The sequence below is a fragment of the Pseudomonas rhodesiae genome, assembly GCF_007858255.1.
GTDB classification, from domain to species: domain Bacteria; phylum Pseudomonadota; class Gammaproteobacteria; order Pseudomonadales; family Pseudomonadaceae; genus Aquipseudomonas; species Aquipseudomonas rhodesiae.
Map to the genome: position 1 here is coordinate 304,949 of NZ_VFEU01000007.1, position 20,458 is coordinate 325,406.

The following is a 20,458-nucleotide window of genomic DNA, read 5'->3' on the forward strand; positions in this document are numbered from 1 at the left end:
TAAATCACTGCTCAGGCTACTTCACATAGCGCGCTGGGGTCGATGGAAAGTGCCAGGCGCTGGCCGTCAGGGTGCAGATCCTGCGCCGAGCGGTTGAGCACATCCACCACCAGCTCTACGCCGCGGGCTTCGATACGATAGCGGATCACGTTGCCCAGCAGACTGTGGCTGCGCACCAGTGCGTCGAGTTCGCCGCTGCGGCTCAGTTCGATGGATTCCGGGCGAATCGCAATGCGGCCGCTGATCGGGCGTTGCAGCAAGCGGCTAGCCTTGTCGGCGTCCAGCAGGTTGTAGTTGCCGATAAAACCGGCGGCGAATACGTCCACCGGCGCCGTATAGAGCGTCTCCGCATCGCCGCTCTGCACGATCTTGCCCTGGTTCATCAGGAAGATGCGGTCGGACATGGTCAGCGCTTCCTCCTGGTCATGGGTCACGAAAATCGTGGTCAGCCCCAGCTCGCGCTGAATCTCGCGGATCTGTTCGCGCAGGTGCTTGCGAATCCGGGCATCAAGCGCCGACAGCGGTTCATCCAGCAGCAACAGGCGTGGGCGGGTCACCAGAGAGCGGGCCAGGGCGACACGCTGGCACTGGCCGCCGGACATCTGGTGCGGATACCGGCCGGCCAGGTCTTTGAGTTCCACCAGTTGCAGTACTTCCTGCACGCGCTTGTGGCTGTCAGCGGCGTTGACCTTTTGCATGCGCAGGCCAAACGCGACGTTTTGCTCGACGGTCATGTTGGGGAACAGCGCATAGCTCTGGAACACCATGCCGATGTGGCGCTTCTGTGGGCTCAGCGGAACGATGTCCTGGCCATCCAGCAGGATTTGCCCGCTGTCCACGGCGGTCAGGCCGGCGATGCAGCGCAGCAGGGTCGATTTGCCGCAACCGGACGGGCCGAGCAGGGTGACGAATTCGCCCTTGGCGATTTCGCAATTGATGTCGCTGAACACCGGCGTGCCGGCGTAGCTTTTCTGCAGGTGTTGCACGCTGACGAAGCTCATTGGCTTTTGTCCTTGTTCAAGAAGGTGGCGGCCCAGGTCAGTACCAGCACAAAGAAGAAGTAGGAAATGACCACGGCACTGGTGAAGTGGCCGCTGCTGTTGCGCATATTGTTGAGGTACACCTGCAGGGTTTCGTAGCGGGTGCCCACCAGGATGTTGGCGAACACGAATTCACCGAACAGGAACGAGAACGACAGCAACAGCGCCACCATCAGGCCTTTGCGCAGGTTGGGCAGCACCACCAGGATCGCGGCTTGCCAGGTGCTGGCGCCGAGCAGTTGCGAGGCGTCCATCAGGTCGCGCAGGTTGATGGCCTGCAGGTTGTTGGTGATCGCCCGATACATAAACGGCAGCGCGACCGTGAAGTAGCAGCCGATCAGGATCCACGGCGTGCCCACCATCGCCATCGGCCCGGAGCCGTAAAGCTGCAGCAAGCCTACCGACGACACCACCGGCGGCACCGCAAACGGCAGCAGGATCAGGATATTCATCAGCGCGTCGAGTTTGGGAAAGTGGTAATGCACCACGAACAGCAGCGGCAGGATCAACACCACCGACAGGATCAGCGCGCCCACGCACACTACCAATGATTGGCCGAAGGCCATCAGAAAGCGCGGGTCGCTCCACAGCTGCACATACCATTTAACGGTAAATCCGGCCGGCAGAATGGTCGCCGACCAACTGCTGGCAATCGAATAGACAAACGTGCCCACCAACGGCAGTACCAGAATGGCAAACAGCAGGTACACCATCACGCGATGGTAGAGGGAGGCCGGGCCGGCTTCAGCGCGAGACATGGTAGCTCCTCTTGAGCAGCAATTGATGGACCACGGTGATCACGGTCATCAACGCCACCAGTACCACGGCGAGGGCGCTGGCCATGTTCGGGTCCAGGGAGATATCCCCGGACACCATCGCGGCGATGCGGATCGGCAAGACGTTGAAATTGCCGGTGGTCAATGCGTACACCGTGGCATAGGCGCCCAGGGCATTGGCCAGCAGGATCACGAAGGTGCCGAGCAGCGCGGGCGTGAGCACCGGCAGGCCAATGTGTCGCCAGAACTGCCAGCCACTGGCGCCCAGCAGCGCTGCCGACTCACGCCAGTCCTCGCGCAAGGCATCGAAGGCCGGGTAAAGCAGCAACACGCCGAGGGGAATCTGGAAATAGGTATAGAGGATGATCAACCCGGTTTTCGAGTACAGGTTGAAGTCTTCGATGATGCCCGCCTGCTTGAGCATGATCGTGATACTGCCGTTGAACCCCAACAGGATGATGAAGGCGAAGGCCAGGGGGACGCCGGCGAAGTTGCTGGTCATGTTGGCGAAGGCGGTGACGAAATTGCGCAGGGGCGAGTCCACCCGGCGCAACGAGTAGCTGCCCAGCACGGAAATGATGATCCCGAACACGCTGGAGTAGAAACTGATCTCCAGGCTGTACTGGATGGCCTGCAGGTAGAACTTCGAACTGAAGATCCGCGTGAAGTTGTCCACGCCCCAGCCGGACTCTTCGGTTTGCAGGCTGTTGATCAGCACCCATACCAACGGCGCGATTTCGAACACGATAAAGAACAGTGCAAAAGGCATCAGGCACAGCAGGGCCAGCCATTTGCCGCGGGTCATGGCATTCACTTGAGCAACTCCCGGCAGACAGGTTTGTCGTGGGGCACGCCCAATAGTTCGCAGACAGTGCCGCACAGCTCGGTTTGTTTCGGCGCTGCGCCGGCATCCAGGCTGAAGGCATCGCCCAGCACAAACAGTGGTACTTCGCGCTCTTCCGGCAGCAGGCCGTTGTGGGAGCGGTCGTTGTTCATGCCGTGGTCGGCGGTCACCAGCACCTGGTAGCCGGCATCGAGCCAGCCTTGCAGGTAGTCGGCCAGGATGATGTCGGCCGAGCGCGCGCTGTTGCGATATTGCGCGGTGTCGAGGCCATGTTTGTGGCCGGCGTCGTCGATGTTCATCGGGTGCACCAGCAGAAAGTTCGGCGTGTGCTTGAGCCGCAAGCTTTCGGCATCGGCGAACAGGTGGGAGTCCGGGTAGTGGTCATTCCAGTAGAAATGCCCGTGTTGGATCGCCAGCGCCGGGTCGTGGGTATGACGGTCCCGCGCGGGCATGAACGGCGTGCGGTTGTACAGCTCGCTGACCCAGTGATAAGCCGCCGCTGCGGTACTAAGGCCGGCGTCGGTGGCGTAATGGAACAGGCTGCGCTGGTTGGACAGGCGCGAGACGTTGTTGTGGACGATACCGCTCTGGATCGGCGGTACGCCGGTGAGGATGCATTCGTACAACGGGCGGGACAGCGCGGGCAGTTCACAATCCAGTTTGTAGAGGGCTGCGCGTCCTGCGCTGACATACGCTTGCAAATGTCCCATGGCGTGCCTTGCAACCTCGAAGTTCAGGCCGTCGAGCACGACAAGGATGACGTTGTGCTTCATGGGGGAGAGCGCTCCGCAGCAATAGACTTGACTCAATTCCTCAGGAGGAACGAGGTCAAAAGTATGGGAGGGGGCTAGCCCCCTCTCATATTGGATCTCCAGTGGATTTCCAATGTGGGCGACAGGCTTATTTCATCTCTACGATGACCTGCTCGTTCCACAGCTGAGGCAACTTTTTGGACGTTTTTTCCCAGGCATCGGCATCCTTGATCGGCTGCGGGTTGGCCTTGGTGTACTGCTCGCCCGGGATCAGGTTCTTGGCGATATCGGCCGGCAGTTTCAGGTCGGTTTCGGCACGGATCGGGCGCGCATTGCCACGGGCCATGTTGAGCTGGCCGGCATCGCTGAAGATGTACTCGCGGGTCAGCTTGGCCGCGTTCGGGTGCTTGGCGTATTTGTTGATGATGGTGGTGTAGCCGGATTTCACCGAGCCGTCCGATGGGATCAGCACCACGTAGTCATCCGGGTTGGCCATTTTGGCTTTGTAGCTCAGGCCGTTGAAGTCCCAGACGATGCCCACTTCGACTTCGCCTTTTTCCATGGTGGCGATGGTCGGGTTGGACAGTGAGAGGCGCCCTTGCTGGGCGATCTTGGTGAAAAACTGCAGGCCGGGGGCAATGTTCTTCTCGTCGCCTTTGTTGGCGATGGCTGCTGCCAATACGCCGTTGGCCGCCTGTGCCGCTGTGCTGACGTCACCCACGGAAACCTTATACTTGCCGGTTAGCAGGTCGGCCCAGCTGTGGGGGACTTCAGAGCCGTGCAGCAGCTTTTTGTTGACGATAAACGCGATAGTGCCGGTGTACGCCAGCGCCCAGTGGCCGTCCTTGTCTTTTGCCCAATCCGGCACCTGTGCCCAGGTGGACGGTTTGTAAGGCTGGGTCACTTCCTGCTTCACCGCAATCGGGCCGAAGGCAGCGCCGACGTCGCCGATATCGGCGCTGGCGTTGTCCTTCTCGGCTTTGAACTTGGCGATTTCCTGGGCGGAACTCATGTCGGTGTCGATGTGCTTGAGGCCGTAGGTCTTGGCCAGATCGTCCCAGGTGCCTTTCCAGTTGGCCCAGTCATCGGGCATGCCGACGCTGTTGACGGCGCCTTCCGCTTTCGCGGCGGCTTCCAGGGTTTTTAGATCGGTATCGGCAGCCATGGCGGCGGTGCACATGGCAATGGTCGAGCCTAACAGTGATGCCAGGAAAAGCTGTTTCATCCGAAGCTCCTATGGGCGTTAACAACGCTGCGTTTTTACGAACGATTGCGGTGGTTTGGTCTAGGTCAGCAATACCTGAGCCAATCTAGGCTCGATGGATGACAGTTTCATGTCGATGTCGTTTTTAAAGCGCTGATGTCGGTCAGCGCAAACTTAGCGTAGACCATGCCCCAGGGCCCGCATTGACTGGACTTGGCCGATGTATTGCAGAGTGTGGTATGCCACCGCGGCAGGTGCTGTCATCTCTCGGTCATTTGTAATGCCTAGGCTGACACGCAGTAACAAGGGCCCATTTATCGAGCGCTTTATGCACCTGAACGGTGCTGGTCTAGTCCAGATAGGTAACGTTGATGCGTGATGAAGCAATCAAGGCGGTGACTTCCATCGGCCTGGCGCTGCAGGAGCAGATCGATCACGGTCTATTGCCCCCCGGCCACAAATTGCCTGCCGAACGCAAGCTCAGCGAGTTGTTTGGTACCACTCGCATAACCGTGCGGGAAGCCTTGTTACAACTGGAGGCTCAAGGGCAGATCTATCGCGAGGAACGCCGTGGCTGGTTTGTATCGCCGCCGCGACTGGCCTACAACCTGATGCAGCGCAGCCACTTTCACGCGATGGTCAGTGACCAGGGCCGGGTGGCGTCCACCGAAGTACTCAGCGCACGCTTGCAACCGGCCTCGGCGGCGGTGTGCGCCTGGCTGCAGTTGCCGGCGTTGTCCAGCGTGATCCAGATTTGCCGGGGCCGGCGGATCGATGGGCGCTTGGTGTTGTATGTAGAGCACTACCTGAACCCGCAGTATTTTCCCGGAATCCTGGCGTGTGATTTGACCCAGTCGATGACTGAGCTGTACGCACGCAAGTACGACGTGCATTACGGGCGGGTGCGTTTCGAGATCGTCCCGACCTCACTGCCCGTGGAGGCGGCCGCTGCGTTGCGCGTCTCGGTGGGCAGCCCCGGCCTGCGCATTGCCCGGGTCAACTATGACCAGCACCAGCGCCTGATCGACTGCGATCTGGAGTTTTGGCGGCATGACGCGATTCACGTGGGGGTGGATGTCGTCTGAGTGAACAGCGGCCAATCCAAGTCCCCTTAAGACCGCTGTCATTTAGCCGCGCGGCGTAAGGCTTTTGATCACCTGATCCACATTGTTTTCCAACTCCGTCACCGGATCCGCTCCGTCGACGTTGAGTACCAGAAGCTGCGCGCCACCTGCTGTCACTGCGGCTTTTACCGCCTCACTCGGCTGACGATGATGCAGCACCACGGCGACGTCATTGTCCTTCAGGTCAGCGGTGAGTTTGCGCAACGCGTCGGGCGTCCACTCGGCGTCGGGGCGGGCGTCCGTGCTGAGCGCTTCCAGGTTCAGGCTGCTGATCAGGTAGGCGAAATGATCGCTCAGGCTGACCACGCTCAGGTTGTCCGCCTTGGCCAGGCGTGCCTCGCTGTCGGCGCTGAATTTAAGCAGGCGTTGCTTGAGGGCGGCGAGATTGGCGTCGATCTTCGTTTTGGCCCCCGGCGCCAGACGGCTCAGGTCGGCGGCCACTACATCGGCCATGCGGCCCAGGTTGTTACTCGATTGCCAGGGCTGGCTATTCAAACCGTCGGAGGCGCCGGGTTGCACGGCGATCCCCGGCAACCCCCCGTCCACTGGACGCGCGGCATCCACTTCGACGATACGGATATTGCTGCGTCGCGCCACCGGGTACAGCGGGTCATCCGGCCATAGCGAGCGCAGGCCGATGGCGGCGTCGGCGTCTTGGGCCAATGTGCTGAGCGCCGATGCGCCACGCCCCGTGAAATACGAGACCTGTCGCGTGCCGGGTAGGTTGGCCGGCGCGGCACGTTCCAGCTGCACGTCGGTGCCTTTGAGCAACACGTCCGCCAGGCCATAGGTGATGGGTAGCGAGGCCAGCACTTTCACAGGTTTGGCGGCATGCACCGCCGGTTTCACCGATTCGGTCGCCATCAGCGGTGTGGCGATCAGGCAGGCGAAGGCCAGAGTCAGAGGGTGTAGAACGAAGCGCATTATCCAAGGTTCCCTTTCAGGCTGGGGACGACGCCGCGCGCGATGGCCGCGCAGGCGAAGGCGATACCGGCGACGAGGATGATCGCGGCGCCGGAGGGGATGGGCAGGTCAAATATGATTGGTAGCAGAATGCCGCAGAGGGTGCTGACGGTGGCGATCACCACCGAGATCCAGAAAAACCCTTTGAGCGACTGGCTCAACAGCCGCGCCGCCGCCGCCGGAATCACCAGCAGCGCGCCCACCAGGATCGCGCCGATGACCTTGACCGCCGCCACGGTGATCAGTGTCACCAGGATCACGAACAGATAATCCAAAGTCTTCACTGCCACGCCACGCACGGCCGCCAGTTGGGGATTGAAGCTGGCGAGCATGATGCGGTTGTACAGCGGCAATGCCAGGGCCATCACCAGGGAACCGACAATCGCCAGCACCAGCAGATCGTTGCCGTTAACCGTCAGCACCGAACCGAACAACACGTTCTCCAGGATGTGCACATTGATCTTGCCCGCCAGGATCAACAGCAGGCTCGCGCCCAATGCCAGGGAAACCGACAGGAACACGCCGATCAAGGTGTCCGGCGCCAGCCCGGTGCGGTTGCGCAAGTAGTTGAGCAGGATGCCGAACAACAGGCAGTAGCCGAACAGGCTGCCGTACGGCCCGGTGTAGGGCTCGCCGAGCAAAATGCCCACGGCTACGCCGGTCAGCGCGGCGTGGCCGACCGCTTCGGAGAAGAACGCAAAGCGTTTGACTACCACCAGGGTGCCCAGTCCACCCAGTACCGGGCCGATCAGCAGGCCCGCGAGCAATGCGTTGACTACAAAGCCGTAGGCCAAGGCTTCCGGCAGGTAACCCGAAGAAGCCCAGCCCTGGACCATCAGGCGAAATGCTTCATAACTCATGGCGCCGTGCTCCGAGGGTGAGTAGAGAACAGGGTCAGCAGGCGGTCGGGCGTCAGCGCTTCTTTGGGCGTGGCATCGAACAGCACGCGGCGGTTCAGACCAGTTACCCGATCGGCCAGGCGGCCAACCGCTTCCAGGTCGTGTTCGATCCACAGGACGGTGATGCCAGCCAGGCGCCAGTCGTTGAGCAGGCGTTCGAACACCTGGATACCGGCCTCATCGAGGGCCGACATCGGTTCATCCAACACCAGCAATTGGGGGGCCGGGATCAGGCCCTGGGCCAGCAGCACGCGCTGGCGTTCGCCGCCGGATAACGCCCCCATGCGGCGCTTGCGCTTATCCTGCATGCCCACTCGCTCCAGCGCTTCGCCGATGGCTGCCGCGTAATGCCGGGACAGGCCAAGAAACGCCGGGCGCCGCTGGCACATTGCAGCCATGAAATCGTCGACGGTCATCGGCAAACCTCGGTCGAACTCCAAGGCCTGGGGGACATAGCCGATGGTGCCGGGTGAGGACGGCCACGCCAGACTCAAGCGGCCCTGGTGCGGTGTCTGCCCCAGCAAGGTCTTGATCAGCGAGCTTTTCCCGCCGCCGTTTGGTCCCACCAGCGCGTGGATGCTGCCCGGCTGGACCTGAAAACTCACCTCGGCCAGGATCGCGGTACGGCCCAGGGTCAGCGACACCTTGTCGAAGTCGAGGGTCGGCCCGATGCTGGCGACATTCAGCTGTTCGGCGGCGGTCATGCGCCCGACTCCTGAATGGCACGGACCACGGTGTTGAGGTTGCCGGTCATTTCCACCTCATACTTCTCTGCGCTGTATTCACCGTAGGAAATATGCGAAAGCGGGTACAGCTTGACCCCGGATTCGCGCTGGATGGTATCGACGTAGGTGGACGGGAAATCCATCTCCGAGAAAATCACCTTCACATCCAAGGCGCGCAGTTCATCGATGGTTTTCTTCAACTGGCTTGGGCTGGGTTCGATACCGTGGGCTGGCTCGACCACTGCGGTGACTTCCAGGCCAAACTCACGCAGCAGGTAGTCGTAGGCCGCGTGCACCGTGGCGACACGCAGGTCAGGGTTGGGTGCGCTGGTGAGCTTGGCCAGGGCGTCGGCGCGCATCTGGCGCAGGCGCTTGCCGTAGGCGCGGGCGTTCTGGGTGTAGGTCTTGGCGTTGTCGGGGTCGAGCTTGCCCAGTTCGCGGGCGATGTTGTTGACCTGGGCAATCGACGCGCTGATCGACAGGAAGGTATGTGGGTTGACCACCTTGCCCGCGCCGCGCGCGGCGTTGCCGGTGGCGGCCAGCAACGGCACGTTGGCGTTGGCCTCGATCACCGGGATGTCCGGGCGTTCGCTGGTGGCGATCATGCGGTCGGCGAAATCGTCATGGCCGACACCATTGAGCACGATCACGTCCAGCGTGCCGATGCGCTTGATGTCCTCGGCGCGCGGCTCGTAGGCGTGGGGGTTGAACCCGGCCGGAATCAGCGGCACCACCTCGGCCTTGTCGCCGACGATATTGGCCACGTAACTGTAATAAGGGTGCAGCGTGATGCCGATGCGCAGGCGCTTGGCCGCTTCGGCGTTGGCGAAAGGGGTGAGCATCAGGCTGAGCAGGCCAACCAGCAGCAGGCGCAACAGGGGAGATGAAATAGACATGGGTAATCGGTCTTCTCGTTCAGTGACGGTGCTGGCGGGTCACGCCGGCATCGAATTGCGCGACCACCTGTTGCCAGCCGGCTGCGATCAGCGCCTGGTCAGTGAGGTCGGAAGGGGAGGCGATGTCGTTGGAGCGGTTGAGCCAGATATCCGGTTCGCTGCCTTGCACGCGCATCAGCAATGAGCCGCTCACGCCAGGTGCCTGGCTCACTCCCAGATAAGCCGCCGGTGCCAGCAACTGCCAGCGGTGATCGCCACGGCTGACCGAGCTGGCATCCTGAGCAAATGGAGCGAAGCCTTCCTCGGCCAGTTGCTCGGGCGTCGGCAGGGCGCTCTGCTCTTGTTGCAACAGATGGATTTCATCCAGGGTCACGCGCAGGTCGGCGTAGATGCCTTGCTCGGCGGCGCTCAGGTCGCGCCGCGCGTCCAATTGATGGCTGGGCAGAGTCGCGACCTGCTGGGACTCGCCGTGCAGGGCCACCACCGTGCCGGCGACCGCCAGGATGATCAGGCATAGCAGCAGCACGTAGAGGGTTTCGTGGCCGGCACCGGCGGGGCGTACAACCTGTGTGGTACTCATTGAGGTTGGATATCCGCTTGGTCGATTTCCACCACATGGCCGGGGCCGGCATCGAACAGCACGTAGAACTCGGCGTCGGGTTTCTTGAAAGTCAGGGTCGAATCCCCGCCGAGTTTGCCGGGGATAAGGATGGTCTCGTCGTAGCCGATCACGTCCAGGGTCACGCCGGGTGCACCGCTGCCATCGGAGAATCCGCCCTTGCACTGGATTTGCTCGCCGGGTATTTCCTTGCATTCGCACATGGGATTGTGGGCCACGGCGGTGGCGCTGAAGCCCACACACAGCAGCGCGATATAGGTGCGCAGGAACGAGTTCATGGTTTGACTCCTTGCTTGTTCAGCCAGGCAATGGTGGCAGGGGAGGCCTGGCTCAGCGGGATGGAACCCTGGTGCATCGTGCCGTCCCAGCCTTCCATGGTGACCCACAGTTCGGCGTCTACCGGCGTGCGCTCCGGCACCGGCAGACCGGCCCCCATGCGATACGGCGTGCCAAAGAAGATCACGCCGGCGGCGCGCAGGCTGCGGGGTTTGCCGATACGCAGATAGGTGGCCTTGACCTGATCGGCGCAGACGTCACACAGGGCAGCATTGAAGAATTTCATCGGGCCCGCCGGGTCGGGGCGCGGGCCCTCGTTACGGAACTCGGCGAGGGTCAGGCTCCAGGGGCCGACCTGCACTTCACCGGCTACCCGTTCGCCGATACCGGTGTCCCCGCGAAACAGTGCGGCGTCGGCGAAGTACTTGGGCATAAAGCCCAACGGCACCAGCACGAGGAGGATGTTGATATGGAAACGCCATTTCAGCCAGAACGCCCGCAGCGGCGACGGCGGTGCAGCGGCAGCGACTTTGCTCATCGGTTGGCCTCCGGAGTTTCAGCCTGCATGGCCGGGATGGACGCGGCCTGGCGCGGCGCTTTGTGGCTGCGTTTGAGGGCATTGGCGGTGGCCAGGGCGGTGCGCTTGGTCCAGATCAGCAGGCCACTCAATACCATCATGCTCAGCACCAGACCGAAGAACGCCCAGATCAGCTTGATCCACAGGCCACCGAAGTCTCCGGTGTGCAGCGGGCGCATGGATTCGGTGACGAACTCCAGGGCAGTGCGGTCGGACAACAGGTGCGAAACGGCGATATCGCCGTCATAAGGGTTCAGTTGCGCGGTCTGGAACATCAGCGGGTACCAGCCGCGGCCGCCGATCTGCAGATGGCTGTAAGCGTTGAGCGGCAGGAATACGAAGCTGGCTTCCAGCCCTGGAATGCGCTGGGTGGCGATCTTGATGGCATCGTCCAAGGGAATCATCGGTGCCGGTACGCCAGGGGCGGATGTCGGTACTTTCTCTCGGGCGATTACCGGCACGATGGGTTCGCTGGAAATGGAGATCTGGTTGTCCCCCAGGAACGCTTGGATCAAGAACCAGGTGCCGGTGATGGAAATAACCGCAATGAACCAGATCGACCAGATTCCGCTCAGGCGGTGGAAGTCGCCCCAGAAGATCCGCGCACCGTGGCGGATACGCAAGGTCGGGCGCAGGAAACCTTTCCAGAAGCGCTTGTACACCACCAGGCCGGTGATCAGTGACGCCAGCAACGGCAAGCCGAGCAATGAAACCAGGTACCAACCCCAACTGTAGCCGTTGGTAAACGGCACCAGCCACCAGCCGTGCAGCGCGCGGGTGAATTGCTGGAAATCGAAAGCAGGGCTGATGCCCTGGATCGCGCCGGTGTAAGGATTGGCATACGCCTCCACCGAACGTCCGTCGGGATAGCTCAGGCCCACACTCAAGGCGAAGTGCGATTCATCGGGGCGAATGATGGAGCGCACGATGACGTGCGGATCGTCGCGCTTGATGGCGGCGATCACCTGGTCAAAGCTCAGCGGTTCGGCATCGTCGGACGGTTTGCTCGCGCGGATGTCAGGGTTGGCCAGCCAGACGATTTCCTGGCTGACCACCGCCAGGGTGCCGGTGACGCAGACGATCAGTACAAAAAACCAGATGGGCAACGCCAGCCAGCTGTGTACGAGAAACCAGAGTTTGGAGCGTGACTTCTTCGACATGTGAATGAGGGTCTTGATCGGAGGGGCAATGCGGGCCCGGAAAAGGCCAGTCGTAGCTTTTGCTGACGCGACAGGCTGTATCTAAGTTAAGACGGATGAGAATGAGAAATCCCTAAGGCACAAATGAAAGAAAATGTTTCAAGCTTTCAGTCGTGCCTTTTCGCTTGCTTGATATCGCCCAACAAATGGGGGGAGGGGCTTGCTCTAGTCAGGTCTGCGACGTCTATGGCCGAACGGGCTTCCATGGCGAGCAAGCCTGGTGCTACACAGCTCGAGGGTCTCAGCTTTGCTGGAACAACGCCTTCGCGCGCTTTTTAATTTGATCTTCGGACAAAGACTCTTTTTGCGTCGCTACGAACCACACATGGCCGAAAGGATCTCGCAGTGTGCCGGAACGATCGCCGTAGAATTGGTCGCTTGGTCTGGAGATGATTTTAGCGCCGGCGTCGATGGCTTTTTGATACTGCGCATCGACATCCTCTACATATAAATGCAGGCCAACACTGGTATGACCGTTGTTTGGGCTGTGTAGAGCGCTTTCTTCGCAGGGCGAGCCCAGCATGAATGCCGAATCGCCGATGCGCAGCTCGGCGTGACCGACCCTGCCGTCGGGCATGTCCAAGCGCATGATTTGCTGGGCGCCGAAGGCTGTCTTGTAAAACTCGATGGCCTCAGCGGCTTCTTTGATTCCCAGATACGGCGTGATGCGGTGATAGCCTTCCGGGATAGGTTTGACGCTCATATCGCTCTCCTTGATCAGGTGGGTTGGAAGACGCCGGTGTTTACCGACCACTTCACTATAGGTCACGCCAATCAGGGAGGCGGCGATGTGGACCAGGACAGTCAATCGGGTTCGAGCAAGTGCGCGCCTGGCCCGCGCTCGCCGAGCTGATCGCCCTGATTGCGTAACGGGCACGCCTCCAATGACAGGCATCCGCACCCAATGCAGCCGTTGAGCTTGTCGCGCAGCAATTGCAGTTTATGGATGCGCTCATCCAAGTCTTCGCGCCATTGCGCCGACAAGCGCTCCCAATCCTGCGCCGTAGGAGTACGGCCATCTGGCAAGGCCTGCAACGCCTCGCCGATCGTCGCCAACGGAATCCCCAGGCGTTGCGCGATTTTGATCACCACCACGCGACGCAATACGTCCCGCGGGTAGCGCCGTTGATTGCCGGCGTTGCGATGACTTTTGATAAGCCCTTTGGTTTCGTAAAAGTGCAGGGCTGTGACGGCCACACCGCTGCGCGCGGCCAATTGGCCGACGGTCAGTTCTTTATTGAGCATGAAAACTCCGAATCAGTGCTTGACCTTGACTTAACTCGAGGTTTTACCCTGCGTGGCATCTAATCGCAAGATTCTGCCTACATAGAAAGGAGACAGTCCATGCAGGTAATAGAGAAAAGTCGCAGCTTCACTCAACTGATCGAATTCCACGTCGAGCCCCCGCAACAATTGGCACTGGTGGCGGCCTTGTCTACCCAGAGTGAGCGCCTGGCCCAGAGCCAGGAGGGTTTTCTGAGCGCCAGCGTCCAGATCAGTGCTGACGGGCGACGCGTGCTTAATTACCTGCAATGGCAATCGCGTGAGGAGGGCGAGGCGGCGTTCCAGCGTTTCGAGCAGGGCGATGAGGACTTCTGGATGCTGATTCGCACCCATCGCGCCACTGCGGTGACCTTTGGTTCTTTCCAAGTGTTGCAGAGTTTCGAACGTGGCCCCGATAACGCTTTGCACTGTCGTCTAAACGGATAGGTGCAGCATCCGCCCACCTTGAAGGGTTTCCCCTGGCCGACGTTTATTCACCGCCAATTCACCTATTTTGATCAGGCGGCTGCGGGCCACATTCCGGCTCAGGCCCAGCAGGTTGGCGGTGTGTACCTGGTTGTAATGGCTGAATCGGTAGGCGGCGCGCAGCAGGGCGTCTTCAACCTTTTCATGCAGGGCACCGGCCTGTTCTTCGAACAGCTTCTGGAATGCGCGCTCCAGCAGGGCTTCGGCGCTGTTGTCGAGCGCGTGCGCGGAGTCGTCCTGGCGTTCGATGCGCAGATTCGACAGGCGCAAATCCTCGCGCTCGATCAAGCCATTTCGGCAGATCAGCAGGGTGTGATGGATAACGTTTTCCAGCTCGCGGATATTGCCCGGCCAGCTGTAACTTTTCAGCTTGAGCTGCGCCTCGTGGTTGATAGTGACCGACCCGTAGCCCAGGCGCTGGCTGTAGGTTTGGATAAAGTGGCGCACCAACGGCAGGATATCGCCGGGCCGCTCGCGAAGCGGGCTGAGTTCAAGGCTGACTACATCCAGGCGGTAATAGAGGTCCTCGCGGAAATGTCCGGCGTTGATGGCTTTCTCTAACTGAACATTAGTAGCAGCCACTACGCGCACATCAATCGGAATGCTCTTACGCGAACCGAGGCGCACCACTTCTCGCTCCTGCAGCACCCGCAACAATTTGACCTGGATCGCCATGGGCAAATCGCCGATTTCATCCAGAAACAGCGTGCCGCCATCGGCCTCCTCAAACCAGCCGGCCTTGGCAGTGAGGGCGCCGGTGAAGGCGCCTTTTTCATGCCCGAACAATTCGGCTTCCACCAGTGATTCAGAGAACGCCCCGCAGTTCACTGCCACGAACGGTCGGTGACGCCGTGCGCTGAGGTTATGGATGTGGCGCGCCACCAGCTCCTTGCCAGTACCGGTTTCACCGATAATCAGCACGCTGGCTTCGCTGGGCGCTACTTGATGGATATGGGCGAGCAGGGCCTGAGACTTCGGGTCCTCGAAAACCTGGGCCGTGGCGCGGATAGAGGTCGCCAGGGCTGGGGAGGAGGGCAAGGTCAGAAGCTGCATGGATACCTCTCTTGTCAGTGCGCGTCAGGACTGGTTTATGTCGTCGATGGTGGGAGCGCGGGCACATGTTGTGGCTTGTTATAGAGGGTTGTTGTTATTCCGTAAATTAATCAATTTCCATATTGATAGATCAAAATAGAATATTAGACGATGTAGCTATCGAAGGTGCCTGAGCGGTTGATAGCAACTATCGAAGACGGTGATTTTTCACTGTGAATTGGCGGGAGTAGCCTGTGTTCATTGCCTTGAGCCCACCAACAGGACCGTCGCCATGAACCGATTTCTCGCTGTTTCTTTATTACTTGTAGCCTCTGTGTTGGGCGGTTGTGCGAGCCATCCTTCGCCCGAATTGCGTCCCTACACGGCGGAAGAAACCAAGCAGTTGGCGCTGGAAACCCTCAGTCGTCGCGGGCTGTCCTTTGATGAGTACCAACGCCAGCGCGCCGCTTTGATGGGGCAGCCACAGCAACCGTTCGGCTTCGATCGCCAGGGTGAAATGAACGCCGAGCGTAGCGTCACGCTGCACGGTCGTCCCAGTTGAGCCTGCGTCCAGTAGCAAAAAGCCCGAGGTTTCCTTTAAGGACCTCGGGCTTTTTGTTTGCCTTGGCGCCGCCCGAGCCTGTTAAGCTCAATTTCAGGAGCGTTCCTACGCACATTTAAATAACGTGGTCCTTTTTCAATGGCATCCGATTGGGTAAACCTGACGACCTCTTGTTCTGGTCGATGCCCCTGAGACGCTGTTCTCGGGAACCTGCTCTGCGAGTGTTTGAACGTTATGACGAAACGTCCGTTGTATTTCGACTACGCCGCCACCACGCCGGTGGATGAGCGGGTCATCCAGGTGATGGTCGAATGCCTGGGCTTTAATGCCAATTTCGGTAACCCTGCGTCCAGCTCCCATGCCTTCGGCCAAGCCGCCAGGCAGACAGTGGAGCAGGCGCGCGAGCAGGTCGCCGCGTTGGTCGGCGCACGGCCCGAACAGATCGTCTGGACCTCCGGCGCTACGGAATCCAACAACCTGGCGATCAAGGGCGTGACCCAGGCGCGGGGAGTGGCCGGTGGGCATATCATCACCAGCCAGATTGAGCACAAGGCCACTCTGGATACCGCGCGGCAATTGCAGGAGTCCGGCGTGGCCGTGACTTACTTGGTACCGGACGCCGGCGGGTTGATCAGCGCCGATGCGGTCAGTGAGGCGCTGCGTGAAGACACCTTCCTGGTGTCGCTGATGCTGGTGAATAACGAACTGGGCACCCTCAATGACATCCCCACCATCGGCGCGCGCGTGCGCAAGCATGGCGCATTGCTGCATGTTGACGCGGCGCAGGGGGCAGGCAAGGTGGCGATTGACCTGGCACAGTGGCCAGTGGATCTGATGTCGTTTTCCGCGCACAAGTTGTATGGGCCCAAGGGCATCGGCGCGTTGTACGTCGGCCCACGTGCGCAGCAGAAGGTATTGGCGCAGATCCACGGCGGTGGGCATGAAGGCGGCTTGCGTTCCGGCACCCTGGCAACCCATCAGATTGCCGGCATGGGGATGGCGTTTGCCCTGGCCGCCGAATCGTTCGCCGAAGAACAGGTTAAGATCGCGGCCTTGCGTCAACGCTTGTTGGATCAGTTGGACAGTGTTCCTGGGATGCGCCTCAATGGCAGCCCAACCCAACGTATTCCCCATACTCTGAGCCTTACGTTTGGCGAAGGTGAATTCAATTCGGCTGCGCTGAGTGCGGACATTGCGTTTTCCGCGACTTCGGCGTGTAACTCGGCCAGTAATACGCCTTCTCATGTGCTTCTTGCATTGGGACATGATGCCCGTAGCGCCGGTCGCACGATTCGCTTGAGCCTGGGACGGTTTACCTCTGAGCAGGACATCGATCGGGCGGCACAGTTGATCAAGGCCGCACTCGCCAGTGCGCCGGCCTTCTGGGCCATCTGAATATTTATTCGCAACGCATAACAATTATTTGTGGTTAGCAGGAGACACAATGAGCATGCAGCCTTTGACCCATGGAACGGTTCCCCAGCGCCTGGCGCATACCCGTGAACTGATGAGCCGCGAGGGGATCGATGCCTTGCTGGTGCCGTCGGCCGACCCGCATCTATCCGAATACCTGCCGGGTTACTGGCAGGGGCGCCAGTGGCTGTCTGGTTTTCATGGGTCAGTGGGAACGTTGATCGTTACGGCGGATTTCGCCGGTGTATGGGCTGACAGCCGTTACTGGGAGCAAGCCACCAAGGAACTTAAAGGCAGTGGTATCGAGCTGGTCAAGCTGCAGCCAGGTCAGCCTGGGCCATTGGAGTGGCTGGCCGAGCAAACACCCGAAGGGGGTGTAGTGGCAGTGGACGGTGCGGTGATGGCGGTTGCTTCGGCGCGAACCTTGAGCGCCAAGCTCGCAGAGCGCGGCGCACGGTTGCGCACGGATATCGATTTGCTCAATGAGGTTTGGAAAGACCGGCCGAATTTACCCGATCAACCGATCTATCAGCACCTGCCGCCCCAAGCGACCCTTGGCCGTGGCGAGAAACTCGCCGCATTGCGCGCCAGTCTGAAAGAGAAGGGTGCTGATTGGCATTTTATCGCCACCCTGGATGACATCGCCTGGTTGTTTAACCTGCGCGGCGGTGATGTGTCGTTCAATCCGGTGTTTGTGTCCTTTGCGCTGATCAGCCAGCAGCAGGCCACATTGTTCGTGGCGTTGACTAAAGTCGATGCTGAGTTGCGTGCGGTGCTGCAGCAGGACGGTGTGACATTACGCGACTACAGCGAGGTAACGCAGGCGCTGCGTGCGGTGCCGTCGGGTGCCAGCCTGCAAGTTGATCCCGCGCGCGTGACGGCCGGTTTGCTGGAAAACCTGGATGCCGGCGTCAAGCTGATTGAGGGGCTAAACCCGACGACGCTGGCCAAATCCCGCAAAAGTCTGGCGGACGCCGAACATATCCGTCGCGCGATGGAACAGGATGGCGCCGCGTTGTGCGAATTCTTCGCTTGGCTGGACGGCGCGCTTGGGCGCGAGCGCGTCACTGAACTGACGATCGACGAACACCTGACGGCAGCTCGTGCCCGTCGTCCCGATTATGTTTCGCTGAGCTTCAACACTATCGCGGCATTCAACGCCAATGGCGCGATGCCCCACTACCACGCCACTGAAGAAGAGCATGCGGTTATCGAGGGCGACGGCTTGCTGTTGATTGACTCTGGCGGTCAGTACTTGGGCGGCACCACGGATATTACGCGCATGGTGCCTATCGGCACGCCAAGCGACGAGCAGAAACGTGACTGCACTCGTGTTCTTAAGGGTGTGATCGCACTGTCGCGCGCGCACTTCCCCAAAGGGATCCTGTCACCGCTGTTGGATGCCATTGCCCGCGCTCCTATCTGGGCCGAAGGCGTGGATTATGGTCATGGCACGGGGCACGGCGTAGGTTATTTCCTCAATGTGCATGAGGGCCCGCAAGTGATTGCCTATCAGGCGGCTACCGCGCCGCAAACAGCGATGCAGCCGGGGATGATCACCTCTATCGAGCCGGCTACCTACCGGCCTGGTCGTTGGGGGGTGCGCATCGAAAACCTGGTGTTGAACCGTGAGGCCGGCAAGACCGAGTTTGGCGAGTTTCTCAAATTCGAAACGTTGACCCTCTGTCCCATCGATACCCGTTGTCTGGAGCCTTCGCTGCTGACAACGGATGAGCGCGAGTGGCTCAATGCCTATCACGAACAGGTGCGTGAACGTTTGAGTCCATTGCTCAGTGGCGCTGGTCTTGAGTGGTTGCTGGTACGCACGTCGGCCATTTAAAGGTTGTGGTTCTCAAAGCGTGGGCGGCTATAAAATCGACCCACGTTTTGAAAGTCGGCTACTTACAAATGACAATCATGCTCCGGCTGGTGTAACCCGCCGGGTTGAGGCCGAAGGGGTAATCGCCAGGTTCTTCGGAATTGTCACCGGACTTCGCGATCACCCGATAGCCCTTAGTGCCGCATGAATTTGTTGCGCTGGTGTAGCACTGCTCCCAAGAGGAGGACAGGCCGGAACAGTTGATATGCAGCCCTTTCTTGCCCCGTTTTACTTCTGTTTTTGTGGTCGCGGCACAGCCTGCAATCGCCACGACCATCAACAGTATCAATATTCTTCTCATTCCTATCCTTAAAAAGCCGCCTCGTAAGAGTTGAAGCAGGCTGTGCTCGCTGCCGAGCTTGGCGTTCGCGCTGTCCTTGTCGAAAAACTCCATGAGTGACATTCGTTGAGGGCTAAACATGGCTTAAATGAGCGGCAAATACCAGAGCTACGTTCAACGATGCATCAATCCGCCGGAACCAACGGCTTGGACTCATTGCGCATCGTCAGTGTTGCACCTACCGAAGCCAGGATAATGCAGGTTATGGCCAGCCATTGGGGGATGGAGAGGTGTTCTTGTAGGAACAACAAACCAGAGAGTGCACCGAATGCAGGTTCGATGCTCATGAGCGTGCCGAAAGTACGGGCCGGCAGACGTGTGAGTGCAACCATCTCAAGAGTGTAGGGCAGCGCGGTAGAGAGGATAGCCACACCGATGGCGACCGGAATCAAGGCGGGTGTCAGCAATGCCGTTCCCGCATGAACGATGCCGATAGGTGCCACGAACAATGCAGCGATCATCACGCCCAGGGCCGCGGTTTGCACGCCGTTATCGTTCCCAGCCTTCTGCCCGAACACTATGTAAAGCGCCCAACAGATACCGGCACCCAGCGCATAGGCACCTCCCAACAAGTCGATGCCATTGCTGGCTTCTCCCATCGGAATCAAAAGGAGTAGGCCGACGATCGCCAAGGCAATCCACAGAAAATCAACCGCTCGCCGGGAGGCATAGATAGCTACGGCCAGCGGCCCTGTGAATTCGAGTGCTACGGCAATACCCAAAGGGACACTGCGTAATGACATATAGAAGAGAAAATTCATGCCGCCCAGTGCCATGCCGTAGACGACCACTGTACGCAGAGACTTTGCAGTCAGCCTGGCGCGCCACGGACGTAACAGAACCAGCATGATCACGCTGGCGAAAATCAAGCGCAAAGCAGTAGTACCTTGTGCCCCGACGACCTGGAACATGCTCTTAGCGAGCGATGCGCCGGATTGGATGGATGCCATGGCAATCAAGAGCAGGCCGACCGGAAACAGTGTTGATGCCAGGCTGCGGGGAGAGGAGGTCATTTGTTGTCGTCCGAGATCATATTGGATAGGCGAGGACGGTATGATGCTCAAGTAGATACGGATGAGCAATATATTGCTCAACAATAGTGAGGCGCTTATCTACATAGAGTGTTTTTGGCTTCTTTCATGGGGGTTAATAGAAAACGCAAATTAACGCTTGACGGCAGATTCCAGAAGTCTATAATTCGCCCCACTTCCGGCGCAGTCGAAACGGAAAACTCCTTGGTAAACAAAGAGTTACGCGAGATTCGACAGTGGGTCGCTTCAGTTCATCGAAGCCCAGAAGGAGTTGGTAGAGCAGTGTTGTTTGGCTCTATTAACGTTTCGATCTTCTCGGTCGAAAGCGGAGAAAAAGAGGTGTTGACAGCAGCGTGTAACGCTGTAGAATTCGCCTCCCGCTAACGAGAGATCGGAAGCGCAAGTGGTTGAAGTTGTTGAAGAAATCTTCGAAAACTTCTGAAAATAATCACTTGACAGCAAATGAGGCTGCTGTAGAATGCGCGCCTCGGTTGAGACGAAAGATCTTAACCAACCGCTCTTTAACAACTGAATCAAGCAATTCGTGTGGGTGCTTGT

23 protein-coding genes are annotated in these 20,458 nt (G+C 59.6%); 5 read left to right on the forward strand and 18 right to left on the reverse strand.

The window, feature by feature from the left end; all coding sequences use genetic code 11:
- Positions 1-11: 11 nt before the first annotated feature.
- From FIV35_RS13815 to FIV35_RS13835, 5 genes are all read right to left on the reverse strand, one after another.
- Complete coding sequence (locus FIV35_RS13815; protein ID WP_034137641.1) at positions 12-1,001, reverse strand: ABC transporter ATP-binding protein; 990 nt, start codon at positions 999-1,001, stop codon at positions 12-14.
- Positions 998-1,798 (reverse strand): ABC transporter permease, encoded by an 801-nt coding sequence (locus FIV35_RS13820; RefSeq protein WP_034137642.1) that lies wholly within the window; start codon positions 1,796-1,798, stop codon positions 998-1,000. The genes FIV35_RS13815 and FIV35_RS13820 overlap by 4 nt, the downstream gene beginning before the upstream one ends.
- On the reverse strand, positions 1,785-2,621 hold the full coding sequence (locus FIV35_RS13825; protein WP_162276720.1) for an ABC transporter permease: 837 nt from the start codon (positions 2,619-2,621) through the stop codon (positions 1,785-1,787). Before FIV35_RS13825 ends, FIV35_RS13820 begins: the two co-directional genes overlap by 14 nt.
- A gap of 5 nt (positions 2,622-2,626) precedes the next feature.
- Complete coding sequence (locus FIV35_RS13830) at positions 2,627-3,433, reverse strand: alkaline phosphatase family protein (protein WP_034137644.1); 807 nt, start codon at positions 3,431-3,433, stop codon at positions 2,627-2,629.
- A gap of 127 nt (positions 3,434-3,560) precedes the next feature.
- Entirely contained in the window at positions 3,561-4,637 is a 1,077-nt protein-coding gene (locus FIV35_RS13835) for an ABC transporter substrate-binding protein (protein WP_034137645.1), read from the reverse strand.
- A gap of 350 nt (positions 4,638-4,987) precedes the next feature.
- Between FIV35_RS13835 and FIV35_RS13840 the strand changes: the two genes are divergently transcribed.
- Positions 4,988-5,701: a UTRA domain-containing protein gene (locus FIV35_RS13840; RefSeq protein WP_034112756.1), complete on the forward strand. Its 714-nt coding sequence runs from the start codon at positions 4,988-4,990 to the stop codon at positions 5,699-5,701.
- A 42-nt stretch (positions 5,702-5,743) separates the two neighbouring features.
- Here the strand turns inward: FIV35_RS13840 and FIV35_RS13845 are convergent, their stop codons facing one another.
- The 10 genes from FIV35_RS13845 to soxR form a co-directional block, all read right to left on the reverse strand.
- Positions 5,744-6,664 carry a metal ABC transporter solute-binding protein, Zn/Mn family gene (locus tag FIV35_RS13845; protein ID WP_034137646.1) on the reverse strand — a complete coding sequence of 307 codons (921 nt, stop codon included), beginning with the start codon at positions 6,662-6,664 and terminating at the stop codon, positions 5,744-5,746.
- Positions 6,664-7,563 carry a metal ABC transporter permease gene (locus FIV35_RS13850; protein ID WP_034137647.1) on the reverse strand — a complete coding sequence of 300 codons (900 nt, stop codon included), beginning with the start codon at positions 7,561-7,563 and terminating at the stop codon, positions 6,664-6,666. Before FIV35_RS13850 ends, FIV35_RS13845 begins: the two co-directional genes overlap by 1 nt.
- Positions 7,560-8,306 (reverse strand): metal ABC transporter ATP-binding protein, encoded by a 747-nt coding sequence (locus tag FIV35_RS13855; RefSeq protein WP_034096741.1) that lies wholly within the window; start codon positions 8,304-8,306, stop codon positions 7,560-7,562. Before FIV35_RS13855 ends, FIV35_RS13850 begins: the two co-directional genes overlap by 4 nt.
- Entirely contained in the window at positions 8,303-9,223 is a 921-nt protein-coding gene (locus FIV35_RS13860; RefSeq protein ID WP_034137648.1) for a metal ABC transporter substrate-binding protein, read from the reverse strand. Before FIV35_RS13860 ends, FIV35_RS13855 begins: the two co-directional genes overlap by 4 nt.
- 19 nt (positions 9,224-9,242) lie before the next feature.
- Complete coding sequence (locus tag FIV35_RS13865; protein ID WP_034137649.1) at positions 9,243-9,803, reverse strand: DUF6162 family protein; 561 nt, start codon at positions 9,801-9,803, stop codon at positions 9,243-9,245.
- On the reverse strand, positions 9,800-10,120 hold the full coding sequence (locus FIV35_RS13870; protein ID WP_034137650.1) for a hypothetical protein: 321 nt from the start codon (positions 10,118-10,120) through the stop codon (positions 9,800-9,802). The genes FIV35_RS13865 and FIV35_RS13870 overlap by 4 nt, the downstream gene beginning before the upstream one ends.
- Positions 10,117-10,656, reverse strand: coding sequence for a hypothetical protein (locus FIV35_RS13875; protein WP_034096745.1), 540 nt, complete (start codon positions 10,654-10,656; stop codon positions 10,117-10,119). Before FIV35_RS13875 ends, FIV35_RS13870 begins: the two co-directional genes overlap by 4 nt.
- On the reverse strand, positions 10,653-11,855 hold the full coding sequence (locus FIV35_RS13880; protein WP_034137651.1) for a PepSY-associated TM helix domain-containing protein: 1,203 nt from the start codon (positions 11,853-11,855) through the stop codon (positions 10,653-10,655). Before FIV35_RS13880 ends, FIV35_RS13875 begins: the two co-directional genes overlap by 4 nt.
- 280 nt (positions 11,856-12,135) lie before the next feature.
- Positions 12,136-12,597 carry a VOC family protein gene (locus tag FIV35_RS13885; protein ID WP_034137652.1) on the reverse strand — a complete coding sequence of 154 codons (462 nt, stop codon included), beginning with the start codon at positions 12,595-12,597 and terminating at the stop codon, positions 12,136-12,138.
- 101 nt (positions 12,598-12,698) lie between these two features.
- Positions 12,699-13,139, reverse strand: coding sequence for a redox-sensitive transcriptional activator SoxR (soxR, locus tag FIV35_RS13890; protein WP_034096748.1), 441 nt, complete (start codon positions 13,137-13,139; stop codon positions 12,699-12,701).
- Positions 13,140-13,238: 99 nt separating this feature from the next.
- On the opposite strand from soxR, the gene FIV35_RS13895 reads away from it, so the two are divergent.
- The gene (locus FIV35_RS13895; RefSeq protein ID WP_034137653.1) at positions 13,239-13,604 is read left to right on the forward strand and encodes an antibiotic biosynthesis monooxygenase family protein; all 366 of its coding nucleotides are present in this window, start codon (positions 13,239-13,241) and stop codon (positions 13,602-13,604) included.
- On the opposite strand, the gene FIV35_RS13900 is transcribed toward FIV35_RS13895, so the two are convergent.
- Complete coding sequence (locus tag FIV35_RS13900; protein ID WP_034137654.1) at positions 13,593-14,696, reverse strand: sigma-54 interaction domain-containing protein; 1,104 nt, start codon at positions 14,694-14,696, stop codon at positions 13,593-13,595. The genes FIV35_RS13895 and FIV35_RS13900 overlap by 12 nt on opposite strands.
- Positions 14,697-14,967: 271 nt before the next feature.
- Between FIV35_RS13900 and FIV35_RS13905 the strand changes: the two genes are divergently transcribed.
- The 3 genes from FIV35_RS13905 (at position 14,968) to FIV35_RS13915 (ending at position 18,490) form a co-directional block, all read left to right on the forward strand.
- A complete protein-coding gene (locus FIV35_RS13905) occupies positions 14,968-15,237 on the forward strand; it encodes a hypothetical protein (RefSeq protein WP_034137655.1) in 270 nt (89 codons plus the stop codon).
- A 234-nt stretch (positions 15,238-15,471) separates the two neighbouring features.
- Complete coding sequence (locus FIV35_RS13910; RefSeq protein ID WP_034137656.1) at positions 15,472-16,632, forward strand: cysteine desulfurase family protein; 1,161 nt, start codon at positions 15,472-15,474, stop codon at positions 16,630-16,632.
- Between the two features lie 49 nt (positions 16,633-16,681).
- Entirely contained in the window at positions 16,682-18,490 is a 1,809-nt protein-coding gene (locus FIV35_RS13915; protein ID WP_083377889.1) for an aminopeptidase P family protein, read from the forward strand.
- A gap of 58 nt (positions 18,491-18,548) precedes the next feature.
- Here the strand turns inward: FIV35_RS13915 and FIV35_RS13920 are convergent, their stop codons facing one another.
- Both FIV35_RS13920 and rhtA read right to left on the reverse strand, forming a co-directional pair.
- Complete coding sequence (locus tag FIV35_RS13920) at positions 18,549-18,830, reverse strand: hypothetical protein (RefSeq protein ID WP_034096797.1); 282 nt, start codon at positions 18,828-18,830, stop codon at positions 18,549-18,551.
- Between the two features lie 164 nt (positions 18,831-18,994).
- Positions 18,995-19,882 carry a threonine/homoserine exporter RhtA gene (rhtA, locus tag FIV35_RS13925; RefSeq protein ID WP_034137666.1) on the reverse strand — a complete coding sequence of 296 codons (888 nt, stop codon included), beginning with the start codon at positions 19,880-19,882 and terminating at the stop codon, positions 18,995-18,997.
- Positions 19,883-20,458: the final 576 nt, after the last annotated feature.